Raw genomic sequence first — 18869 nt, forward strand, 5'->3', positions numbered from 1 at the left:
TCCGCACCGACACGCCGCTGTCCGAGCGGATGCCGCGGCGCGTCGTCCGGCATCCATTGCATCGCGTGACACCCCACGACACGCGAAACGCCCCGGCGCCGCAACGGCACCGGGGCGTTCGTCGCCTGCGGGTTACAGCCCGCGGGCGAGGCGGTAGTACGCCTGGTTCCAGCGGAGCTCCTTCTGGAACCCGCCCACCGTCGTGTCCTCGTCGATGACGAGCAGCTCGGTGCCGGCGATTTCGGCGAAGTCCCGGAAGACCTCGATGCCCACGGCCGTCGTCATGACGGTGTGGTGCGCGGCACCGGCCGCGAGCCAGCACGAGGCCGAGGTCGCGAAGTCGGGCGACGGCTTCCACACGGCGCGGCCGACCGGCAGCTTGGGCAGGTCGGGCGCGTCGACGTTCTCGACGACGTTCGCGACGAGGCGGAACCGGTCGCGCATGTCGCTCATCGCGACGACGAGGGCGGGTCCGGCGTCCGCCGTGAACACCAGGCGCACGGGGTCGGCCTTGCCGCCGATGCCCAGCTCGTGCACTTCGAGGCGAGGCTTCGAGGTCGTGAGCGACGGCGACACCTCGAGCATGTGCGCGCCGAGGATCCTCTCGTTGCCGGGCACCAGGTCGTAGGTGTAGTCCTCCATGAGGCTCGCCCCGCCGGGCAGCCCTGAACCCATGACGTTCGCGACGCGCACGAGGATCGCGGTCTTCCAGTCGCCCTCGGCGCCGAAGCCGTAGCCCTCGGCCATGAGGCGCTGCACGGCGAGACCGGGCAGCTGGGTCAGCGCGCCGAGGTCCTCGAACGACGTCGTGAACGCGCCGAAGCCACCGGCCTCGAGGAACGAGCGCAGCCCGATCTCGATCGCGGCGCCGTCGCGCAGCGACTGGTGCCGCTCCGCGCCCGGCAGCAGCTCGTCGGCCACGTCGTACGAGGAGACGTACTCCTCGACGAGGGCGTCGATCTGCGCCTCGGATGCCTGGGCCACCGCATCCGCCAACTCGTTCACACCCCACGTGTTGACCTGCACGCCGAACTGCAGCTCGGCCTCGGTCTTGTCGCCTTCGGTGACGGCGACGTAGCGCATGTTGTCGCCGAAGCGGGCGAGCTTGAGGGTCTTGACGGCCTGCCAGCCGGCGGCGGCGCGCTGCCAGTCCTCGATCTGCTGCACGACGACGGGGTTCGAGACGTGGCCGACGACGGTCTTGCGCGGCACGCCGAGGCGCGTCTGGATGTACCCGAACTCGCGGTCGCCGTGGGCGGCCTGGTTGAGGTTCATGAAGTCGAAGTCGATGTCGTTCCAGGGCAGCTCGACGTTCGCCTGCGTGTGCAGGTGCAGCAGCGGCTTGCGCAGCGCGTCGAGGCCCGAGATCCACATCTTCGCGGGGCTGAACGTGTGCATCCACGCGATGACGCCGATGACCGAGTCGTCGGCGTTCGCGTCGAGGGCGAGCCGCTTGATCGAGTCCGAGTCCTTCAGGACGGGCTTCCACTCGACCTTGACCGGAAGGCCGGCGAGGCCCGCGGCGACGGCCTGCGACTGCTCGGCGACCTGGCGCAGCGTCTCCTCGCCGTAGAGGTTCTGGCTGCCGGTGACGAACCAGACGGTGTACTGCTCGAGGCTGGTGGAGAGGGTCATGCTGTTCCTTCGTTCGATGAGCGGATGCCGCGCAGCGGCAGTGCGGTGACGGCGGCGGCCTCTGCGGCGAGTCCGGCGCGGTAGCGGGTGAGGTAATCGGCGAACCCGGCGACGTCGGCCGGGTCGGGGTCGGCGGTGACGGATGCCGCCCCCGCGAACACGTGGTCGGTGAGGTATGTCGACAGGTCGGAGCCGGTCTTCGCGGCGGCGTACGCGGCGAGCACGGCCATACCCCACGCGCCGCCCTCGGCCGCGGTGTCGCCGACCGTGACGGGCGCGTCGAGCGCCCCGGCGAGGAACCGCTGCGCGACGCCGGCCGTCCGGAAGACGCCGCCGTGCGCGAACATCGCGTCGAGCGCGACACCCTCCTCGGCGAGCGTCTGCATGCCGATCGCGAGCGTCGCGAACACGCCGTAGACCTGCGCGCGCATGACGTTGGCGAGCGAGAACTCCGCGTCGGGCGTGCGCACGACCAGCGGGCGGCCCTCGTCGAGTCCGGCGATCGGCTCGCCGCTCAGGTGGTTGTACGCGAGCACCCCACCGGCATCCGGGGCGCCGGTCAGCGCTTCGCGCAGGAGCGTCTCGTAGACGGCATCCGTCGTCAGCGACTGACCGGATGCCGCGGCGAACCGCGCGAACAGCGACGCGAACGACGCCAGCTCGCTCGCGCCGTTGTTGCAGTGCACCATCGCGACCGGGTCGCCCGCGGGTGTCGTGACGAGGTCGATCTCGGTGTGGACGCGCGCGAGCGGGCGCTCGAGGACCACCATCGCGAAGATGCTCGTCCCGGCGCTGACGTTACCCGTGCGCGGCGAGACCGCGTTCGTGGCGACCATCCCGGTGCCGGCGTCGCCCTCGGCGGGCGCGGCGACCGCGCCGGGCCGGAGCGTGCCGGTCGGGTCGAGCAGGGCGGCGCCGGCGGCGGTGAGGGTCCCGGCATCCGCTCCCGCGGGGAGCACCTCGGGCAGCAGGTCCGTGAGGCTGCGGCCGGCGAGGAACGCAGCGGCGTGCGCGTCGTACGCGGCGACGCGGTCGCGGTCGTACTGCCCGTCGGTGCCGATCGGGAACATGCCCGACGCGTCGCCGACACCCAGCGCGAAGCGACCGGTGAGCTTCTCGTGCACCCAGCCGGCGAGGGTGTTGATTTTCGCGAGCGAGGCGAGGTGCGCCTCGTCGTCGAGGATGGCCTGGTGCAGGTGGGCGATCGACCAGCGCAGCGGGATGTTGACGCCCAGGAGGTCGGTGAGCTCCGCCGCGGCGGCGCCGGTCGAGGTGTTGCGCCACGTGCGGAACGGGACGAGCAGGGTGCCGTCCTCGTCGAAGGCGAGGTAGCCGTGCATCATCGCCGAGACGCCGATGCCGGCGAGGTCGGTCAGCTCGGCGCCCTGGCGGCGGACGTCGGCGACCAGGTCGGCGTAGGCGGCCCGCAGGCCCGACCAGATCGCGTCCTCGGCGTAGGTCCAGACGCCGTCCTCGAGCGCGTTCTCCCACTCGTGGCTGCCGACGGCGAGCACGGTGGTCGGGTTGCTCGCATCGACGAGGCACGCCTTGATGCGGGTCGAGCCGAGCTCGATGCCCAAGGCCGCGCCACCGGAGGAGATGACGGATGCGGCGCTCATCGGCGGTCGTCCGAGCTCTGGCCGTACACGTTCTGGTAGCGGTTGTAGAGGGCGTCGATCTTGTCCTGCGGGATCGGGATCAGCTCGCCGCCCTGCCGGGCGAAGTGCACGGTGCGGGCGGCGTCCTCGCACATGACGGCGGCCTTGACGGCATCCTTCGCGCTGACGCCGATCGTGAACGGTCCGTGGTTCTGCATCAGGACGGCGCGCGAGCGGTGGCCCTTCAGGGTCTCGACGATGCCGCGGCCGATCGAGTCGTCGCCGATGATCGCGAACGGTCCGACCGGGATCGGGCCGCCGAACTCGTCGGCCATGCCGGTGATGACGCAGGGGATCTCCTCGCCGCGCGCCGCCCAGGCCACGGCGTAGGGGGAGTGCGTGTGCACGACACCGCCGACCTCGGGCATGTTGCGGTAGACGTAGGCGTGCGCGGCGGTGTCGCTCGAGGGCGAGCGGTCGCTGCCGGGGCTGCCGGGCACGACGTTGCCGTCGAGGTCGCAGAGGATCATGTTCTCGGGCGCGAGGTCGTCGTACGAGACGCCGGACGGCTTGATGACGAACAGGTCCGCGCCGGGGACGCGCCCCGAGACGTTGCCCCCGGTCCAGATGACGAGGCCGTAGCGGACGAGTTCGGCGTGGAGGGCGGCGACGTCCGCGCGGACGGCGGCGATCGCCTCATCGAGATCGGTCATGGGGTCGATGTTATCGGTAACATCCCGATTCCGCCACGCTCGGATGACGGATTCTCCCCGCCGGTCCGGCACCAACCGCGGAGAAAACGAACGCAGCCGCACCGGATCGCCCCGGCGGGCAGATGACGGCCGAATCTCCGCGCTTGTTGCGGGCCGAGCCCCGACCCCGAGCCCCAGCCCGAGCCCCGACCCCCGCCGACCTCAGCCGCGCGGCGCGGCGGTCGACGCGCGCGCGACGAGCACCGGTTCGGCGACCTCCGCCGTCGCCGGCAGGCCCAACGCCTCGGCGACCACGCGCCGTGCCTCGCCGGCCGTGTCGACGTGCACCGTGGTGAGCGCGGGCGTGTAGAAGGCGGCATCCGCGTTGTCGTCGAAGCCGGTGACCGAGACGTCCCGCGGCACCTGCAGCCCCTCGGCGACGAGGCCCGCGATGAGCCCGAGCGCCATCTGGTCGTTCGCCGCCGCGACCGCGGTCGGCCCGTCCTCGCGGCGCACCGCCGCGGCCACCTCGCCCGCGAGAGCCGCGCCCGTCGCCGCGCTCCAGTCCCCGCGCCACATCGCCGCGGGACGGATGCCGGCGGTCGCCAGCGCCGCCGCGGCACCCTCGTCGCGGGCCGTCGCCTCGAGCCAGTCCGCCGGTCCCGCCAGCAGCGCGATGCGGCGGTGGCCGACCGCGACGAGGTGCTCGATCGCGAGCGCCGCGCCGGCGCGCTGCCGCTCGGCGCCCGCACCGGTGTGCAGCGCGGCGAGCGGGGTCCCGCCCGCCACCTCGCGCAGCGCGGGCAGCGTGGCGGTGTGCGCGGCGACGACGATCAGCGCGTCGACCCCTTGCGACAGCAGGCGCTGGGCGGCATCGGTGACGGATGCCGGGTCCGCGGCATCCGCGTAGGCCGTCGCCAACCAGCGGTCCGCCTCGCGAGCAGCCGCGTCGAGCGCGGCGATGCCGGCGCCGGGGCCCCACAGGGTCGCGTCCGAGGCGACGACGCCGACGGTGCGGGTCGTCGAGGTGCCGAGCGCTCGGGCGGCGTTGTTGACGCGATAGCCGAGCTCGGCCATCGCCGCCTCGACGCGCGCCCGGGTCTCGGGACGCAGGTTCGGGCTGTCGTTGATGACGCGCGACACGGTCTGCGTCGACACCCCCGCCCGCGCGGCGACGTCGCGCACGCCGGCGCGTGTCGTCCCGGCCCGTCCCATGGCGCCCACTGTAGCGGGCGCCATCTCACGTCGATGCGCTCGCTGTCGAGCACTCGGGCGCATCCGGCCCACGCGGTTAACGTGGAGGTTCGACGCCGACGCACGGAGGAGGGACCGGATGCGGCTGCTGCAGCGCCTCGCGCTCGGACGCTTCTACGCGCGCCTGCCCGAGTGGGTGCGCCTGGTCGTCGCGGCCTCCGCGGTCGTGCTCGGCGTGGTCATCGTCATCCGGCCGACGACGGCGTTGGGCGTCCTCGCCTGGCTGATCGGCGGCGGCATGGTCCTCACGGGGGTCATCGAGCTGACCGGCCGCGACACGGAGGGGGTGCGTCCGCGCTGGCGCACCCTGACGGGCGGCGCGTGGCTCGTCGGCGGGCTCGTCGTCCTGCTGACCCCGGGGCTGACCGTGCGCGTCGTGGCGACCCTCGTCGGCATCCTGCTGCTCGTCGCGGGCGCGCTCGGCGTCATCGCGGTCTTCGCGAAGGGGCGCACGATCGACGCGCGCATCGCGGATGCCGCCTTCTCGGTCTCGGGCGTCATCTTCGGCGTCCTCGCGCTGTTCTGGCCCGACATCACCCTGCTCGTGGTGGCGGTCGTCTTCGGCGCGCGCCTCATCATGAGCGGGGTCGCCGACCTGTGGACGCGGGTGCGCCGTCGCCGCGACACCGAGCGGGAGCTCCGCCACCAGCCGCAGCGCCTGCGCCGCTGGGGGCGCACGGTCACGGCCCTCGTCTCCGTCGCGCTCGCCGTCACGACCGCGCTCGTCACCGTGCCGCTCCGCGAAGGATCGACCGTCGTCGACGACTTCTACGCGGCCCCTCGCGACATGCCGGGGGAGCCGGGGCGCCTCATCCGTGCCGAGCCGTTCACGAACGGCATCCCGGTGTCGGCGACGGCCTGGCGCATCCTCTACACGACCACCGGCGTCGACGGCCAGGTCCGGGTCGCGAGCGGTGTCGTCGTCGTCCCGAAAGAGGGCGACGGGCAGTGGCCGATCATCGACTGGAATCACGGCACGACCGGCTACTCCGAGCACTGCGCACCGTCGCTGCAGCCGCGCGGGCTCTGGTCGGGCGCGCTCTACAACCTGCCGACGATCATCCGGCAGGGGTGGGCCGTCGTGGCGACGGACTACATCGGGCTGGGGACCGAGGGCCCGCATCCGTACCTCATCGGTCCTCCCAGCGCGACGGCGTCGCTCGACGCGGTGCGCGCCGCCCGCGAACTGCAGGATGCCGACCTCGGCACCCGCACGGTCATCTGGGGGCACTCGCAGGGCGGCGGCGCCGCGCTGTGGGCGGGCGCGATGGCGCGGGAGTACGCGCCCGAGCTGTACGTCCAGGGCGTCGCGGCGCTCGCGCCGGCCAGTGACCCGCCCGCGCTCGTGCAGAACATCTCGAGCGTCACGGGCGGCAGCATCTTCGCGTCCTACGCCTTCGCCTCGTTCTCGTCGATCTACGACGACGTCTCGTACGACGACTACGTGCGGCCGGGCGCCGACACGGTGCTCCGGCAGATGTCGGAGCGCTGCCTGTCCGACCCGTCGATTGTCGTCTCGGTCGCGGCGGCGCTCGGCATGAGCGGCGATCCGCGCCTGTTCTCGACACCCCCGGCATCCGGCCCGCTCGGCGTCCACCTGCGCGACAACGCGGCACCGCTCCGCCAGAACGCGCCCCTGCTGGTGGCCCACGGCGGGGCCGACAGCGTCATCCCCGTCGCGACGCAGACCGCGTACGTCGATCGGATGTGCCGGGCCGGTCAGGTCGTCGACTACCGGATCTACGACGGGTACGAGCATGCGGCCGTCGTCGAGCGCCCGTCGCCGCTGCTCGACGAGCTCATCGAGTGGACCGCGGCGAGGTTCGCGGGTGACCCTGTGCCCGAGGAGTGCTCGACCACGAGGGAATGAGCCCCGGGTCGGAGAGCGCCCATAGGGTGGGACGCATGACCGAGAACACCCTTCCCTCCGGCATCCAGCTCGACGAACTGAGTGCCGACATCCGGCCGCAGGACGACCTGTTCCGCCACGTCAACGGCGCGTGGCTCGAGCGCACCGAGATCCCCGAGGACAAGGCGCGCTGGGGGTCGTTCCACCTCATCGCCGAGCAGGCCGAGAAGGACGTCCGCACGATCATCGAGGAGTCGACGGATGCCGAACCCGGCACCGAGACCCGCAAGATCGGCGACCTGTACGCGAGCTTCATGGACACCGCCGCGATCGAAGCGAAAGGCGCCGAGGCGATCGCGCCGCAGCTGACGTACGTCGACCAGGTCACCGGCATCCCGAGCCTGCTGCAGACCTCCGGAACGCTGGAACGCGAGGGTGTCGCCGGCGTGTTCAGCACGTACATCGAGCCGGACCCCGGCAACCCGCAGCGGTACATCCTCTTCCTCGTGCAGGGTGGCTTGTCGCTGCCCGACGAGAGCTACTACCGCCTCGACAACTTCGAGAAGACCCGTGCGGCCTTCCGCGCGTACGTCGCGACGGTCTTCGGTCTCGCCGGTGTCGCCGACGCGGAGGCGCAGGCGGACCGCGTGCTCGCCCTCGAGACCGAGATCGCGTCGCACCACTGGGACAACGTCCGCAGCCGTGACGCCGTCGCGACCTACAACCTGATGAGCTGGGATGCCGCGGTGCAGCTCACCGGCGTCGACCTGGCGCCCTGGCGCGACGCCGTCGCCCCCGGCAAGGCGGGCGTCATCGAAGAGGTCGACGTCAACCAGCCGAGCTTCTTCGAGGGCGTCGGCACGCTGCTCGTCGAGGATCGGCTCGAGGACTGGAAGGCGTGGCTGCGTCTGCAGGTCATCCGCGCGTCGGCGCCGTTCCTGTCGCAGGCGTTCGTCGACGCGAACTTCGCGTTCTACGGCACCGAGATGACCGGTGTGCCCGTCAACCGCGAGCGCTGGAAGCGCGGCGTTTCGCTCGTCGAGGCGGCCCTCGGCGAGGCGGTCGGCAAGGTGTACGTCGAGCGTCACTTCCCGCCGCGCGCGAAGGAGGAGATGGACGTCCTCGTCGACAACCTCATCGAGGCGTACCGGCAGTCGATCTCGTCGCTCGAGTGGATGACGCCCGCCACGCGCGAGCGCGCGCTCGAGAAGCTCGAGGCGTTCACGCCCAAGGTCGGCTACCCGGTGAAGTGGAAGGACTACTCCGACCTCGAGATCGACGCCGCCGACCTCATCGGCAACGTCCGCCGCTCGAACGCCTGGCAGCACGACCAGCAGCTCGCGAAGCTCGGCGCTCCGATCGACCGCGACGAGTGGTTCATGACGCCGCAGACGGTCAACGCCTACTACAACCCGCTGATGAACGAGATCGTGTTCCCCGCCGCGATCCTGCAGCACCCGTTCTTCGACATGGAGCGCGACCCGGCCGCCAACTACGGCGGCATCGGCGCGGTCATCGGTCACGAGATCGGTCACGGCTTCGACGACCAGGGCAGCGCCTTCGACGGCACCGGTGCCCTGAACGACTGGTGGACCGACGAGGACCGGGCCGCGTTCACCGAGCGCACCTCGACCCTCATCGAGCAGTACAACGCGCTCGTGCCGCAGGGGCTGTCGTCCGATCACACGGTCAACGGCGCGCTGACGATCGGCGAGAACATCGGCGACCTCGGCGGCCTCGGCATCGCGATCAAGGCGTACCGGCTGCACCTGAAGTCCTCGGGCTCGACGGATGCCGACGGTCCCGTGATCGACGGGCTCACCGGCATCCAGCGCCTGCTGCTGAGCTGGGGGCAGATCTGGCAGCAGAAGGGGCGGGATGCCGAGACGATCCGTCTGCTGACGATCGACCCGCACTCGCCCAACGAGTTCCGCTGCAACCAGATCGTCCGCAACATCGACGAGTTCTACGCGGCGTTCGACGTGACCCCGTCGGACGAGCTCTGGCTCGACGAGGACAAGCGCGTCACGATCTGGTGACCGTGATGCGCGGCGCGCCGGTCGTCAGTATCGAGCTCGAGTTCGATGCGGCGACCGAGCGCGCCGTGCGCGCGGAGTGGCAGGCGCTCGCCGACGCCGGGCTGTCGAGTCTCGCCGCGCACACGTCGCCCTCGAACGCGCCGCATGTGACGCTGCTCGTGCGTCCGTCGGTGTCGCTGGCGTCGGTGCCGTTGCCGGCCGCCTTCCCCGTGACTCTCGGTGCGGTGGTGCTGTTCGGCGCGGGGGAGCGGCGGGTGCTCGCACGCTCGGTCGTGCCGTCGGCCGAGCTGCTGTCGCTGCACGCCGCCGTGCACGAGGCCGCCGGTCCCGGCGACGACGCTCCGCACACCGCTCCGGGCGAGTGGATGCCGCACGTCACCTTCGCGCGCCGGCTCAAGGTCTCGGACCTCGAGCGCGCGCTGCCGCTGCTCGGTGAGCCGATCGTCGGTGTCGCTCGCGGGCTCAGGCGGTGGGATGCGGCATCCGCCACCGTCACCGAGCTGGGGGTGTTCGCACGCTGATCTGGGACCGCGCCGAAAACGTGCCGCAGAGGTTTCGGCGCGATCCGGTTTCGGTGGGGGTTTTCGGTGGATGCATCTTCGGCGTGTCGCGTTCGTCTGCGGTGCTTCGGTCGGGCGTACCGAAAACGATCGTTTTCGGCCGCGCCAATTCTCTACCGCCCGGAAGAGTCGAGGTGCGTGATCGCACGCAGCCCTTCGACCTCGGGATCCAGCACCAAGGCCAGCGCGCCGGTCATGATCACAAGCCACACGGTGACGATCAAGGTGACGATGACGATCACGGTGACGATGAGGGCGCGTCGGCTTCTGCTCGCGTTCTTGGTTTCATGCAAAGCTGCCCCGTCTCACTCGTCCCGGAAGGGAAAGCATATGAATCTTGGCGCGAAGAGAGGTACGGGAATAAAGCACGACGACCAGGATCATCATCGCGCCAGCAAGGGTGATTAAGCACCGCTGAGTGGCCGTAAGGGTTGAACCGATGTGACAGGTTGCATCACCGTCGTCGTGTGTTCATCGTCTTTGCGGCTGTGGTGCCGATTGCTGTCGTGCTCGTTCTGGGCGCGGTGCTTCGTCGCACGGCGCTGAGAAGCCCCGATGTGTGGCGGGGCATCGAGTGGCTGAGCTACTTCGTTTTCACTCCGACTCTGTTCATTTCGTCGATCGGCAGCACAGACCTGGCTTCGTTGAACGCGGTTCCGTTGCTTGCGAGCTTGGTCGTCCCGCTGAGCGCGGCGACCGCGCTGGTTCTCGCGTTGCGGCGCCCACTACGGGTCTCGGGGCCGGCGGTGACCTCGATTGTGCAGGGCAGCGTCCGCATCAACACGTATGTCGGGCTCGCGTTTGCTGCAGCCCTTCATGGGACGGAGGGGGTGGCATCGTTCGCGATCGCCAGCGCTGTCGTGGTGCCGCTGGTGAATGTGCTGTGCGTGTCCACCCTTGCCCGGTTCGGTGACGTCCCCGACTCTCAGCCACGGCCCCGGCTGCTGCGCGAGCTCGCGACGAACCCGTTGATCCTGGCGTGCGCAGTGGGGGTCGCACTGAGCCTGACCGGCGTTGGCGTACCGGCTGCCGTGGCCCCGTCGCTGGATCTGCTGTCGGCGCCGGCGCTGGTGGCGGGAACGCTTGCTGCGGGGGCTGCGATCCGATTCGATGCGCGTTGGCGCGACCTGCTGGATATCTCCCTGGCGAGCGTATTGAAGCTCGTCGCAGTCCCCTGGGCCGCCGCGTCCATCGCGATCGCTCTAGGAGTGTCCGGGGTGCCCCTGGTGGCGATCGTGCTCATCACCGCTGTCCCGACTGCCCCGTCCGCGACGGTGCTCGCAGCACGAATGGGGGGCGACACCAGGTTGATGGCATCGATCACCGCCGTGCAGACGATCCTGTCGACCGTCACCCTCCCTGCCGCGGTCGCCCTGCTGGCAGGCGCTCCCTAACCGCCGTTCCCCTGGGCACCGGTGGTGTAATCGACGTGTGCAGTTCACGCATGACAACATGACCGGGGTGACGCTCGCAGCCGACCTCGTGAACGCTGTCGCCGGAGAACCCGACGACCCTCACGCCGCGGTGACCGACGTCCTCCTCACGCATGAGATCCGGCGACCGGACCTGATGGATGAGCAGCTGCAGGCGCTGCGGTCGTGGTCGAGCCTCCTCCAAGACGTATTCATCGCAACGACCATCGATGACCGCACGCAGGCCGCGAATACCCTCCTGACACTCGGCACGGCGCGCGCCTACCTCACCACCCATGACGGGTGGAGCCCGCATCTGCACTTCACCGGCGAAGACGAAGACGTCGTCGCACGGGTCAAAGCCGTCACCGCGGGAGGGGTCGCGATCTTCCTCGTCGAAAGTGGAGGTGAGCGGCTCGGCGTGTGCGCCCGCTCACGCTGCGAACGGGTATTCGTCGACACCAGCCGAAACGGTCGACGAGAGTACTGCTCGGCGCGGTGCGGCAACACCGCGGCCGTCACCCGTCACCGTCAACGCCACGGCTGATCCCCCGCGAATCATCCCTGGTTGGTCGGCTCGTAGACCACCCCGGCGCAGGATGCCGGCAGCGCTACCGCATCGTCCTCTGTCGCTGCCGCCGGGACGGTCATCGCCCACGCGTTCATCGCATCCAGGACAGGGCGTAGCCCCTGCCCCAGATCGGTGAGTTCGTACTCGACCCGTGGAGGAATTTCCGGGTAGGAGGTTCGGGTGACGATCCCGTACGTCTCAAACCGCCGCAGCCGGTCAGTCAACGTGTGCGCACTGATCCCTGGCAAAGCATCACGGAGCTGCCCGAAACGGTGAGGACCGTTCAACAGCTCCCTGACGATCAGCGTCGCCCACGGCCCCTCCAGCAGCGACAGGAAGCGAGCGATCCCGCACTCTGGCCACGTCTGCGCGGTGAACCCCATGACATCTCCTTAGTGCACTTGAAGTAACTGGTGCATCCTATGCACTAATAGTCTCATGACAATCATCGTTCATGGTGCAACAGGCGCTCAGGGCGCTCCCCTCCTTTCTCTCCTGCAGGCCGCCGGCCACGACGCCACCGCCGCGGTGCGCGACACGACCAAGGTCGACGGGAAGGCTGTCTCCGTCGACTTCGACTCGGTGGCATCCCTCGCTGAGGCGTACGAGGGCGCGGAGGGTGTTTTCGTTCACCTGCCGCTGGGTAGCCCCGACCAGCAGGTCGCGTTCGCCACGGCGATCGGTGACGCAGTGACACAGGCCCGCCCCAAGCGTGTCGTGTTCTCCACCAGCGGCTACCCGCTGACCCTCCCTGACGGCACGACCACGGCCCACGGGATCCTTCACGACAAGCTGGAGCAGTCGGGAGTCTCCTACGCGGTCATCGCACCGAAAACGTTCCTCGAGAACCTGCTCCTGCCGATCACCCTCGAACCGGCCCGCACCGAAGGGACGCTTCGCTACCCGATCCGGGAGGACTACGCAATCTCGTGGATCTCCCACCTGGACATGGCCGACATCGCCGTGAAGCTCCTCACCGACAACGTCGACGTGCAGGGCGTTGTCACCGCCGGGGCTCTCCCAGCTCTTCTCGGCGACGACCTCGCCCGCGGATTCTCGGCTCACCTGAACAAGCCCGTCACCTTCGAAAGCCAGAACCCGGACGACTACGGCAAGCTGATCATCCCCATCTTCGGCGCAGCCGGCGTCGAACCCGTCATCGCGTCCTACCACGCCCGCTGGTCGATGCCCGATGAGCGAATCGACGAGTCCCGCTCCGCTCAAAAGCTCCTCGGCGTCACCCCCCGCTCGGTCGAGCAGTGGCTCCACGACATGCGGATCTAACCCCCTCACGGGAAGTGGCGCCGGTTTAAGGGTCGATGCCACTTCCCGTTCTGGCGTGATCCCCCGCTCGGGGCCGCGGCATCACGACGAGGCTTAGGTCGCAGTGGCGCGGATGAGGAAACCGTTGGAGGACTCGTTGTGGTAGTCGACCTCGAAGGCGGCTCGGTCGAGGTCGCGGATCACGGCCCGAGCCGACCCACCCGATTGCGGGCTCAGCGCCAACACCAGCGAGCCCGGGGCCCCGTCGACGACCTGCCGGATCCGCTGGAGCGCGCCGGGTCGGTCCGCCCAGAAATGGGCGTTGTCGATTGCCAGCACCGCGTTGAAGCTTCCGGCCTGGAAGGGCATCTGATTGGCGTCACCGACAACCAGCTCTAGCCGTCCGCCGCGAATGGCGTCCTCGTTCCGGGCTCGCGCGCGACGATGCATCAACGGCGAAGGGTCTAGGCCAGTCACATGCCCCTTGGGCACGAGCGGAACCAGCGCTCCCAAAGCCAATCCCGGGCCGAAACCGATCTCCAACACGCGCGCCGCATCGTGAAGATCGAGTGCCGCTACCGCGAGCTCGCGCAACGCAAAACCGCTGCGCTCCATCAAATCAGCGCCCCTCTCTCCGTCCGCGCCCTGCGGAACCACGAACGTGTCGAAGATGTTCATACCCACCCCTGACGTCACGCACACGCGCTCACTCGGCTAATTACCGCACACGACGCACCGGTTACTTCAAGTGCACGATCACGCGCCGAAAACGTCCGCCAAAACCCGGTTCCGGCCCGCCTTTCCGGAGGGCCTTCTGGCTACCCCGCGGACCGCGACCCAGAAACGATCGTTTTCGGCGGGAATGGTCGCGTAACTGAAGAGGGGTGGGACGACGCTCGCGCCGCCCACCCCGATCGGTTAGAGGCTGGCGAGGATGTCCTCCATTGTCGAGATCTCGGCGGTCTGGTCGTCAACGATCTTCTGCGCGAGGTCGGTCGCGTTAAAGTTCTGCCCGTTGTTGACTTCCTCGTGCGCCATCTCGATCGCACCGTTGTGGTGCTCGATCATCTGCTCCAGGAACAGCTTGGAAGCATCGGTGCCGGTGGCCGCGTCGAGGGCTTGCATGTCCTCTTCGCTCATCATCCCGCCGCCGTGATCCATGCTGTCCATTCCCATGTCGGAGGTGTCGGCGCCCCACTCCTGCAGCCAGCCGTTGAGCGTGTCGATCTCGGGCTGCTGGGCGGCTTTGATACCGTCGGCGAGGTCGATGACCCGCGGGTCGATGTCCTCCTTGCTCAGCAGCATGTCGGACATCTCAATCGCCTGCTGGTGGTGGGGGATCATCATCGTCGCGAACATGATGTCCGCGTCGTTCGCGGACGCGTCCGCGGAAGGTGCGGCGCTGCCGCTGGGGCCACCGTGGTCCATCCCTGACATAGCGCCCCCGGCGTTACCGGTGTCGGAGCAGCCGGCAAGGACGAGCGCGGTGGTCAGGGCGAGTGCGGCAGTCGCCGCGGTACGGATCTTCATGAGGTTCTCCAAAGGGGTCGTTGATTGAGGCCCGCGCCTGACGGGCGGGGTGAGCCGTGCCTGCACGAAGGCAGGCATCGGCGTCCTCAGGTGCGACTGATGCAGAGGACCGTCAGCGACGGTGGGTATGCCGGTGCGAGGCGCGCCTGCCACCAGGGTGCGGTTGGGGATCCGCGGTCGTGTTCGGTGGTCCGCCAACTCCCGCGGAGACGGGCGATGAATAGCACGGTAACGAGCAGGGCCAGCACGCACGCCATCCACGTCAGGGTGTCGTGCCCGCCGGCACAGTCACCACACTCCCCCGCGGCCGGTTCCCCGGTCACGGCGGCGTCGTGCGCGTGGCGCGAATCTGCGGTGGCGGTGGTGACGGTGTCAGCGTGGCCGGTGCTGGTGGCGTGGGTGTTCAGGGAGTGCATTGCCAGCAATCCGGCGACGATGCCCGCGATGATCGCGATCATCACCAGGAAGGTGCGGATGAGCGTGCGCGTGCGTCTCAACGCGTCCGCGAGTGAGATCAGTGCCATGCTTCCCTCCTTCCTTCCTCACCGTTCAGGGTAGGACCGTGGCCTCGGTGTGGGCTGCTACGTGCGGGTGACGGCGTCGGGGGTGAGGTCCAGTCGGCGCAGGAGCTGCGCGTTCAGCGCGACGACGATGGTCGACAGGGACATCAGGATCGCTCCGATCGACATCGGCAGGACGAATCCGATCGGGGCGAGGATGCCGGCAGCCAGGGGCACGGACAGCAGGTTGTAGCCCGCGGCCCACCACAGGTTTTGCTTCATCTTCCGGTAGCTCGCCCGTGACAGTTCGATCACCGACAGCACCGAACGCGGGTCGTCGCTGGCGAGGATGACACCGGCCGAGGCGATTGCGACATCGGTGCCGGCGCCGATGGCGATCCCGACGTCGGCTTGGGCCAGCGCGGGTGCATCGTTCACACCGTCCCCGACCATCGCGATCTTCCGGCCCTCGTCTTGCAGCTCCTTCACCTTCGACGCCTTGTCCTCGGGCCGCACCCCGGCGAAGTACCGGTCGATGCCCAGGTCCGCGGCAACGGACGCGGCGACGGCGTCCGCGTCACCGGTGATCATCACCACCTGCACGTCCCGGTCGTGAAGCGCCGTCACGGCGGCGCGAGACTCGGCACGGACCTCGTCGGCAAGACGCACCGCACCAGCGACCTTCCCGTCCAGGAGGACGTGGAGGATGATCGCACCCTCCTTGCGCCACTCATCCGCGACGGGCAGCTCGTCCGCGTGCTCCTGCTCGAGCATGTACGGGCCGCCGACCTGCACGATGTGACCGTCCACGTGGGCGCGGACGCCCACGGCGGGAGAGGACTCGAAGTCGGTCGAGGCGGGGACAGTGAGTTGCTTGTCTTTCGCGGCGTTCACAATCGCGCGGGCCAACGGGTGCTCCGAGTCGGACTCCGCACCAGCAGCCAACACCAGCAGCGCATCAGCCGAGGCGTCGCCGGCCGGTTCGATGGCGGTGACGGCGGGTGTACCCCTTGTGAGGGTGCCGGTCTTGTCGAACAGGACCGTGTTCACGGTGCGCATGCTCTCCAACGCGAGCCGATCCTTCACGAGCACACCACCACGGGCAGCACGCTCCGTCGCGATCGACACGACCAGCGGGATCGCGAGGCCCAGCGCGTGCGGGCACGCGATCACCAGAACGGTGATCGTGCGGATGACCGCATCATCGGGCAACCCCACCAGCGTCCACACCACCGCGGTGATCATTGCGGCTCCCAGCGCGAACCAGAACAGCCACGCCGCAGCACGATCCGCGACCCGCTGCGCCCGCGACGATGAGCTCTGCGCGTCCGTCACCAGCTTCTGAATCCCCGCAAGGGCAGTGTCATCTCCCACGGCGGTGATCTGCACCCGGACCCCGGAGTCGGTGGCGACCGTGCCGGCAACAACCTGGTCACCCTCACTGCGCCGTACCGGGCGGGACTCGCCGGTGATCATCGACTCGTCCATGCTCGCCGAGCCCTGCACGATCCGCCCGTCGGCGGGGATCCGCCCGCCGGGACGCACCACCACGACGTCGTCGACGACCAGGTCAGAAGGTGCGACCGTCACAACCTCGTCACCCTGGAGCTTCTCGGCCTCATCGGGTAAGAGCGCCGCGAGGGTGTCGAGCGCGGATGTCGTCTGGGCCAGGGAACGCATCTCGATCCAGTGACCGAGCAGCATGATCACGATCAGCAGCGCGAGCTCCCACCAGAAATCAAGCTCATGGTGCAGCAGCCCCACACTCGCACCCCACGACGCGAGGAACGCGACGGTAATCGCCAACGCGATCAGCAGCATCATCCCGGGCTTGCGCGCACGGAGTTCGCTGACCGCGCCGGTCAGGAACGGTGCCCCGCCCCACACGTACATCACCGTGCCCAACACCGGAGAGACCCATCCGACCCACGCGGCATCGGGCAGCGGGTAGCCGATGAGCATCGCGAACATCATCGAGAAGCCCGCGACCGGCACCGCCAGGATCAGCATGATCCAGAACAACCGGCGGAACTGGCCCACGTGATTCCCATGCCCAGCGTGACCGCCGGGGTCTGCGTGTCCGTGGGCGGAGTGCCCGGCAACGGGGGCTTGCTCGTGGTGAGCCTGCCCGGTGTGCTGATGCGCGGCCGTGGCGGTGCGCCCATCGTGGTCCGTGTGACCCCCGTGGGAGGCGTGATTGTGATGATCCTGCTGGCTCATGAGAACTCCCCTCGATAGAACCCGCGGGTCAGGCGGGCGCGCTCGCGACGGTGTAACCGGCCTCTTCGATAGCTGCCTTCACCGTCTCGGAATCAACCGGAATTGCGCTATGGATCGTGACGCGCGACGGACCACCGGCAATCAGATCCACCGAAACGCTGTCCACACCGTCGACGGCCGCCAGTTCCTCAGTAACGCTCGACACGCAATGCGAACACGTCATCCCCGACACCAACACGTCCTGCGTGATCGCGCTGCCCGAGACGACATCGGGCGCCGCGCTTGAAGCCGTCGAACAGCACGCGCACCCCGATTTCTCATCCGTCGAACCCAGCTCCGTACGGTCCACCATCTGAATCTCCCTCAACGCGGCCCCTGTCCGGACGTTCTGGTGAATGTCAACATCAGAGATACCATACCCCCCTAGGGTATGTACGTCCAGGCCCCTAGGGCGTGTTGATCAAGAAGGTGCGGGGTGGCCAGCCGCCGCGAGTTGCGCGGGAGAATGGGCGTGTGAAGATCCAGGTGCTGCATATCGAGGATTGCCCGAATTGGCAGGAGGCGGGCGATCGAGTACGGCTGGTGCTCGACTCGATCGGACGGGGCGATGTTCCGGTGGAGTTCGTGTTGATCCGCACCGAGGCTGAGGCGGTGAGCTCTGGTTTCGCGGGCTCGCCCACGATTCTTCTGGACGGTCAGGACTTGTTCCCGTCCCAGGGGAACACTGCCGACTTGGCGTGCAGGGTCTATCTGACCGAGCGCGGCTTTGCGGGTGCGCCGACGGTGGGACAGCTTGAGCGCACGCTGCAGGAGCGCGAAGCGCTCAGCGGAGATCGGTCTTGATCCAGATCAGCGCCGCGGCGAGGCTGCTGACGGCGGCTCGCGAGTTTGTCCGAGCGCATCGCGATGCCGCGCCACTGCTTGAGACGGTTGAAGCAGCGTTCTACGACGTTGCGTCCCTTGTAGCGTTCCTTCTGCTTGTCGCCGAAAGCGATCGGCCGGCCCGGCTTCTTGCGGCGGTGCGCGATCTGGTCGTCCCGCTCGGGGATGGTCGCCGCGATCCTCCGGTCGCGGAGCCAGGCGCGGTTCGCCCTTGAGGGGTACCCCTTGTCGGCGAGCACCCGGTCGGGGCGGGTGCGGGGGCGGCCCTTCCCGTCGCGGGGAACGCGGATGTTCTCCAGCACCGCGCTCATCATCGTGGTGTCGTTGATGTTCCCGGCGGTGATCATCATGCTCAGCGGCCGGCCGCGGCCGTCGCAGACCAGGTGCAGTTTGGTCGTCAGCCCGCCGCGGGAGCGTCCGATCCCGTGATCAGGCGGCTCGGACCACGGATTCTTGTGATTCGGCACAGCCCCCTGTGTCCCGGGCGAGGGTCGCGCCGTGCTGATGCACGCGCGCGATCGTGGAGTCGATCGAGACGACCCAGTCGATTTCCCCAGCGGCGTCGGCCTGCTTCTGCACCTCGGTGAGCAGCTTCTGCCAGGTGCCGTCCCCGGCCCACCGGTTGAACCGCTTGTAGATCGAGTTCCACTTCCCGAACCGTTCCGGAACGTCACGCCACGGCGCACCGGTCCGGTACTTCCACGCCATCCCCTCGATAGCGAGCCGGTGATCCGTCCACGGCCGCGACCGACCGGTCACCGTCGGCATCAACGGCTCCATCACGGCCCACACCTCGTCAGAGATCTCCTGTCGCGTCACCGTTCAAGACTCACCCACCGAGGAGCGGAACCTCTTGATCAACAC

Annotated in this window: 19 protein-coding genes; 6 read left to right on the forward strand and 13 right to left on the reverse strand. The window is 69.0% G+C overall.

The window, feature by feature from the left end; genetic code table 11:
• Positions 1-132: 132 nt before the first annotated feature.
• From araA to Q9S71_RS06700, 4 genes are all read right to left on the reverse strand, one after another.
• Complete coding sequence (gene araA / locus Q9S71_RS06685) at positions 133-1635, reverse strand: L-arabinose isomerase (protein WP_311861324.1); 1503 nt, start codon at positions 1633-1635, stop codon at positions 133-135.
• Entirely contained in the window at positions 1632-3254 is a 1623-nt protein-coding gene (locus tag Q9S71_RS06690; protein ID WP_311861325.1) for an FGGY-family carbohydrate kinase, read from the reverse strand. The genes araA and Q9S71_RS06690 overlap by 4 nt, the downstream gene beginning before the upstream one ends.
• Entirely contained in the window at positions 3251-3946 is a 696-nt protein-coding gene (locus Q9S71_RS06695) for an L-ribulose-5-phosphate 4-epimerase (RefSeq protein WP_064002525.1), read from the reverse strand. Before Q9S71_RS06695 ends, Q9S71_RS06690 begins: the two co-directional genes overlap by 4 nt.
• Before the next feature lie 201 nt (positions 3947-4147).
• Complete coding sequence (locus tag Q9S71_RS06700; protein WP_311861326.1) at positions 4148-5140, reverse strand: LacI family DNA-binding transcriptional regulator; 993 nt, start codon at positions 5138-5140, stop codon at positions 4148-4150.
• Between the two features lie 118 nt (positions 5141-5258).
• Here Q9S71_RS06700 and Q9S71_RS06705 point away from each other — a divergent pair, with 118 nt between their 5' ends.
• From Q9S71_RS06705 to Q9S71_RS06715, 3 genes are read left to right on the forward strand one after another with little or no spacing between them, the layout of a single operon-like run.
• Positions 5259-7049, forward strand: coding sequence for an alpha/beta fold hydrolase (locus Q9S71_RS06705; protein ID WP_311861327.1), 1791 nt, complete (start codon positions 5259-5261; stop codon positions 7047-7049).
• A 35-nt stretch (positions 7050-7084) separates the two neighbouring features.
• Positions 7085-9067 carry a M13 family metallopeptidase gene (locus Q9S71_RS06710; RefSeq protein WP_311861328.1) on the forward strand — a complete coding sequence of 661 codons (1983 nt, stop codon included), beginning with the start codon at positions 7085-7087 and terminating at the stop codon, positions 9065-9067.
• 5 nt (positions 9068-9072) lie between these two features.
• Positions 9073-9588, forward strand: a complete 516-nt coding sequence (locus Q9S71_RS06715; protein ID WP_311861714.1) for a 2'-5' RNA ligase family protein — start codon at positions 9073-9075, stop codon at positions 9586-9588.
• A 152-nt stretch (positions 9589-9740) separates the two neighbouring features.
• On the opposite strand, the gene Q9S71_RS06720 is transcribed toward Q9S71_RS06715, so the two are convergent.
• Entirely contained in the window at positions 9741-9869 is a 129-nt protein-coding gene (locus Q9S71_RS06720; RefSeq protein ID WP_311858259.1) for a hypothetical protein, read from the reverse strand.
• A 225-nt stretch (positions 9870-10094) separates the two neighbouring features.
• On the opposite strand from Q9S71_RS06720, the gene Q9S71_RS06725 reads away from it, so the two are divergent.
• On the forward strand, positions 10095-11021 hold the full coding sequence (locus Q9S71_RS06725; protein WP_311861329.1) for an AEC family transporter: 927 nt from the start codon (positions 10095-10097) through the stop codon (positions 11019-11021).
• Between the two features lie 130 nt (positions 11022-11151).
• Positions 11152-11586: a CGNR zinc finger domain-containing protein gene (locus tag Q9S71_RS06730; protein WP_311858262.1), complete on the forward strand. Its 435-nt coding sequence runs from the start codon at positions 11152-11154 to the stop codon at positions 11584-11586.
• Positions 11587-11597: 11 nt separating this feature from the next.
• Here Q9S71_RS06730 and Q9S71_RS06735 read toward each other — a convergent pair whose 3' ends face one another.
• Complete coding sequence (locus Q9S71_RS06735; RefSeq protein WP_311861330.1) at positions 11598-11993, reverse strand: winged helix-turn-helix transcriptional regulator; 396 nt, start codon at positions 11991-11993, stop codon at positions 11598-11600.
• A 55-nt stretch (positions 11994-12048) separates the two neighbouring features.
• Here Q9S71_RS06735 and Q9S71_RS06740 point away from each other — a divergent pair, with 55 nt between their 5' ends.
• A complete protein-coding gene (locus Q9S71_RS06740; RefSeq protein WP_311861331.1) occupies positions 12049-12894 on the forward strand; it encodes an NmrA family NAD(P)-binding protein in 846 nt (281 codons plus the stop codon).
• Between the two features lie 93 nt (positions 12895-12987).
• On the opposite strand, the gene Q9S71_RS06745 is transcribed toward Q9S71_RS06740, so the two are convergent.
• The 7 genes from Q9S71_RS06745 to Q9S71_RS15105 all read right to left on the reverse strand — a co-directional run bounded on the left by Q9S71_RS06745 (position 12988) and on the right by Q9S71_RS15105 (position 18824).
• Entirely contained in the window at positions 12988-13551 is a 564-nt protein-coding gene (locus Q9S71_RS06745) for a class I SAM-dependent methyltransferase (protein ID WP_311858266.1), read from the reverse strand.
• A 240-nt stretch (positions 13552-13791) separates the two neighbouring features.
• Positions 13792-14403, reverse strand: coding sequence for a DUF305 domain-containing protein (locus Q9S71_RS06750; RefSeq protein WP_311861332.1), 612 nt, complete (start codon positions 14401-14403; stop codon positions 13792-13794).
• 86 nt (positions 14404-14489) lie between these two features.
• A complete protein-coding gene (locus tag Q9S71_RS06755) occupies positions 14490-14927 on the reverse strand; it encodes a DUF6153 family protein (RefSeq protein WP_311861333.1) in 438 nt (145 codons plus the stop codon).
• Positions 14928-14984: 57 nt separating this feature from the next.
• The gene (locus Q9S71_RS06760) at positions 14985-17123 is read right to left on the reverse strand and encodes a heavy metal translocating P-type ATPase (RefSeq protein WP_422880333.1); all 2139 of its coding nucleotides are present in this window, start codon (positions 17121-17123) and stop codon (positions 14985-14987) included.
• A 28-nt stretch (positions 17124-17151) separates the two neighbouring features.
• On the reverse strand, positions 17152-17475 hold the full coding sequence (locus Q9S71_RS06765; protein ID WP_311858268.1) for a heavy-metal-associated domain-containing protein: 324 nt from the start codon (positions 17473-17475) through the stop codon (positions 17152-17154).
• A 394-nt stretch (positions 17476-17869) separates the two neighbouring features.
• Positions 17870-18472, reverse strand: a complete 603-nt coding sequence (locus Q9S71_RS15100) for an IS5 family transposase (RefSeq protein ID WP_422880334.1) — start codon at positions 18470-18472, stop codon at positions 17870-17872.
• The gene (locus tag Q9S71_RS15105; protein ID WP_007929259.1) at positions 18435-18824 is read right to left on the reverse strand and encodes an IS5 family transposase; all 390 of its coding nucleotides are present in this window, start codon (positions 18822-18824) and stop codon (positions 18435-18437) included. The genes Q9S71_RS15100 and Q9S71_RS15105 overlap by 38 nt, the downstream gene beginning before the upstream one ends.
• Between the last annotated feature and the right edge of the window lie 45 nt (positions 18825-18869).

It is taken from the genome of Microbacterium gawkjiense, from assembly GCF_031932225.1.
Lineage (GTDB): Bacteria > Actinomycetota > Actinomycetes > Actinomycetales > Microbacteriaceae > Microbacterium > Microbacterium gawkjiense.

What these genes read in the sequence shown, in the direction of transcription:
- araA (WP_311861324.1), bottom strand. Translation starts at nt 1,635, where the DNA reads ATGACCCTCTCCACCAGCCTCGAGCAGTACACCGTCTGGTTCGTCACC.
- Q9S71_RS06690 (WP_311861325.1), bottom strand. Translation starts at nt 3,254, where the DNA reads ATGAGCGCCGCATCCGTCATCTCCTCCGGTGGCGCGGCCTTGGGCATC.
- Q9S71_RS06695 (WP_064002525.1), bottom strand. Translation starts at nt 3,946, where the DNA reads ATGACCGATCTCGATGAGGCGATCGCCGCCGTCCGCGCGGACGTCGCC.
- Q9S71_RS06700 (WP_311861326.1), bottom strand. Translation starts at nt 5,140, where the DNA reads ATGGGACGGGCCGGGACGACACGCGCCGGCGTGCGCGACGTCGCCGCG.
- Q9S71_RS06705 (WP_311861327.1), top strand. Translation starts at nt 5,259, where the DNA reads ATGCGGCTGCTGCAGCGCCTCGCGCTCGGACGCTTCTACGCGCGCCTG.
- Q9S71_RS06710 (WP_311861328.1), top strand. Translation starts at nt 7,085, where the DNA reads ATGACCGAGAACACCCTTCCCTCCGGCATCCAGCTCGACGAACTGAGT.
- Q9S71_RS06715 (WP_311861714.1), top strand. Translation starts at nt 9,073, where the DNA reads ATGCGCGGCGCGCCGGTCGTCAGTATCGAGCTCGAGTTCGATGCGGCG.
- Q9S71_RS06735 (WP_311861330.1), bottom strand. Translation starts at nt 11,993, where the DNA reads ATGGGGTTCACCGCGCAGACGTGGCCAGAGTGCGGGATCGCTCGCTTC.
- Q9S71_RS06740 (WP_311861331.1), top strand. Translation starts at nt 12,049, where the DNA reads ATGACAATCATCGTTCATGGTGCAACAGGCGCTCAGGGCGCTCCCCTC.
- Q9S71_RS06745 (WP_311858266.1), bottom strand. Translation starts at nt 13,551, where the DNA reads ATGAACATCTTCGACACGTTCGTGGTTCCGCAGGGCGCGGACGGAGAG.
- Q9S71_RS06750 (WP_311861332.1), bottom strand. Translation starts at nt 14,403, where the DNA reads ATGAAGATCCGTACCGCGGCGACTGCCGCACTCGCCCTGACCACCGCG.
- Q9S71_RS06755 (WP_311861333.1), bottom strand. Translation starts at nt 14,927, where the DNA reads ATGGCACTGATCTCACTCGCGGACGCGTTGAGACGCACGCGCACGCTC.
- Q9S71_RS06760 (WP_422880333.1), bottom strand. Translation starts at nt 17,123, where the DNA reads ATGAGCCAGCAGGATCATCACAATCACGCCTCCCACGGGGGTCACACG.
- Q9S71_RS06765 (WP_311858268.1), bottom strand. Translation starts at nt 17,475, where the DNA reads ATGGTGGACCGTACGGAGCTGGGTTCGACGGATGAGAAATCGGGGTGC.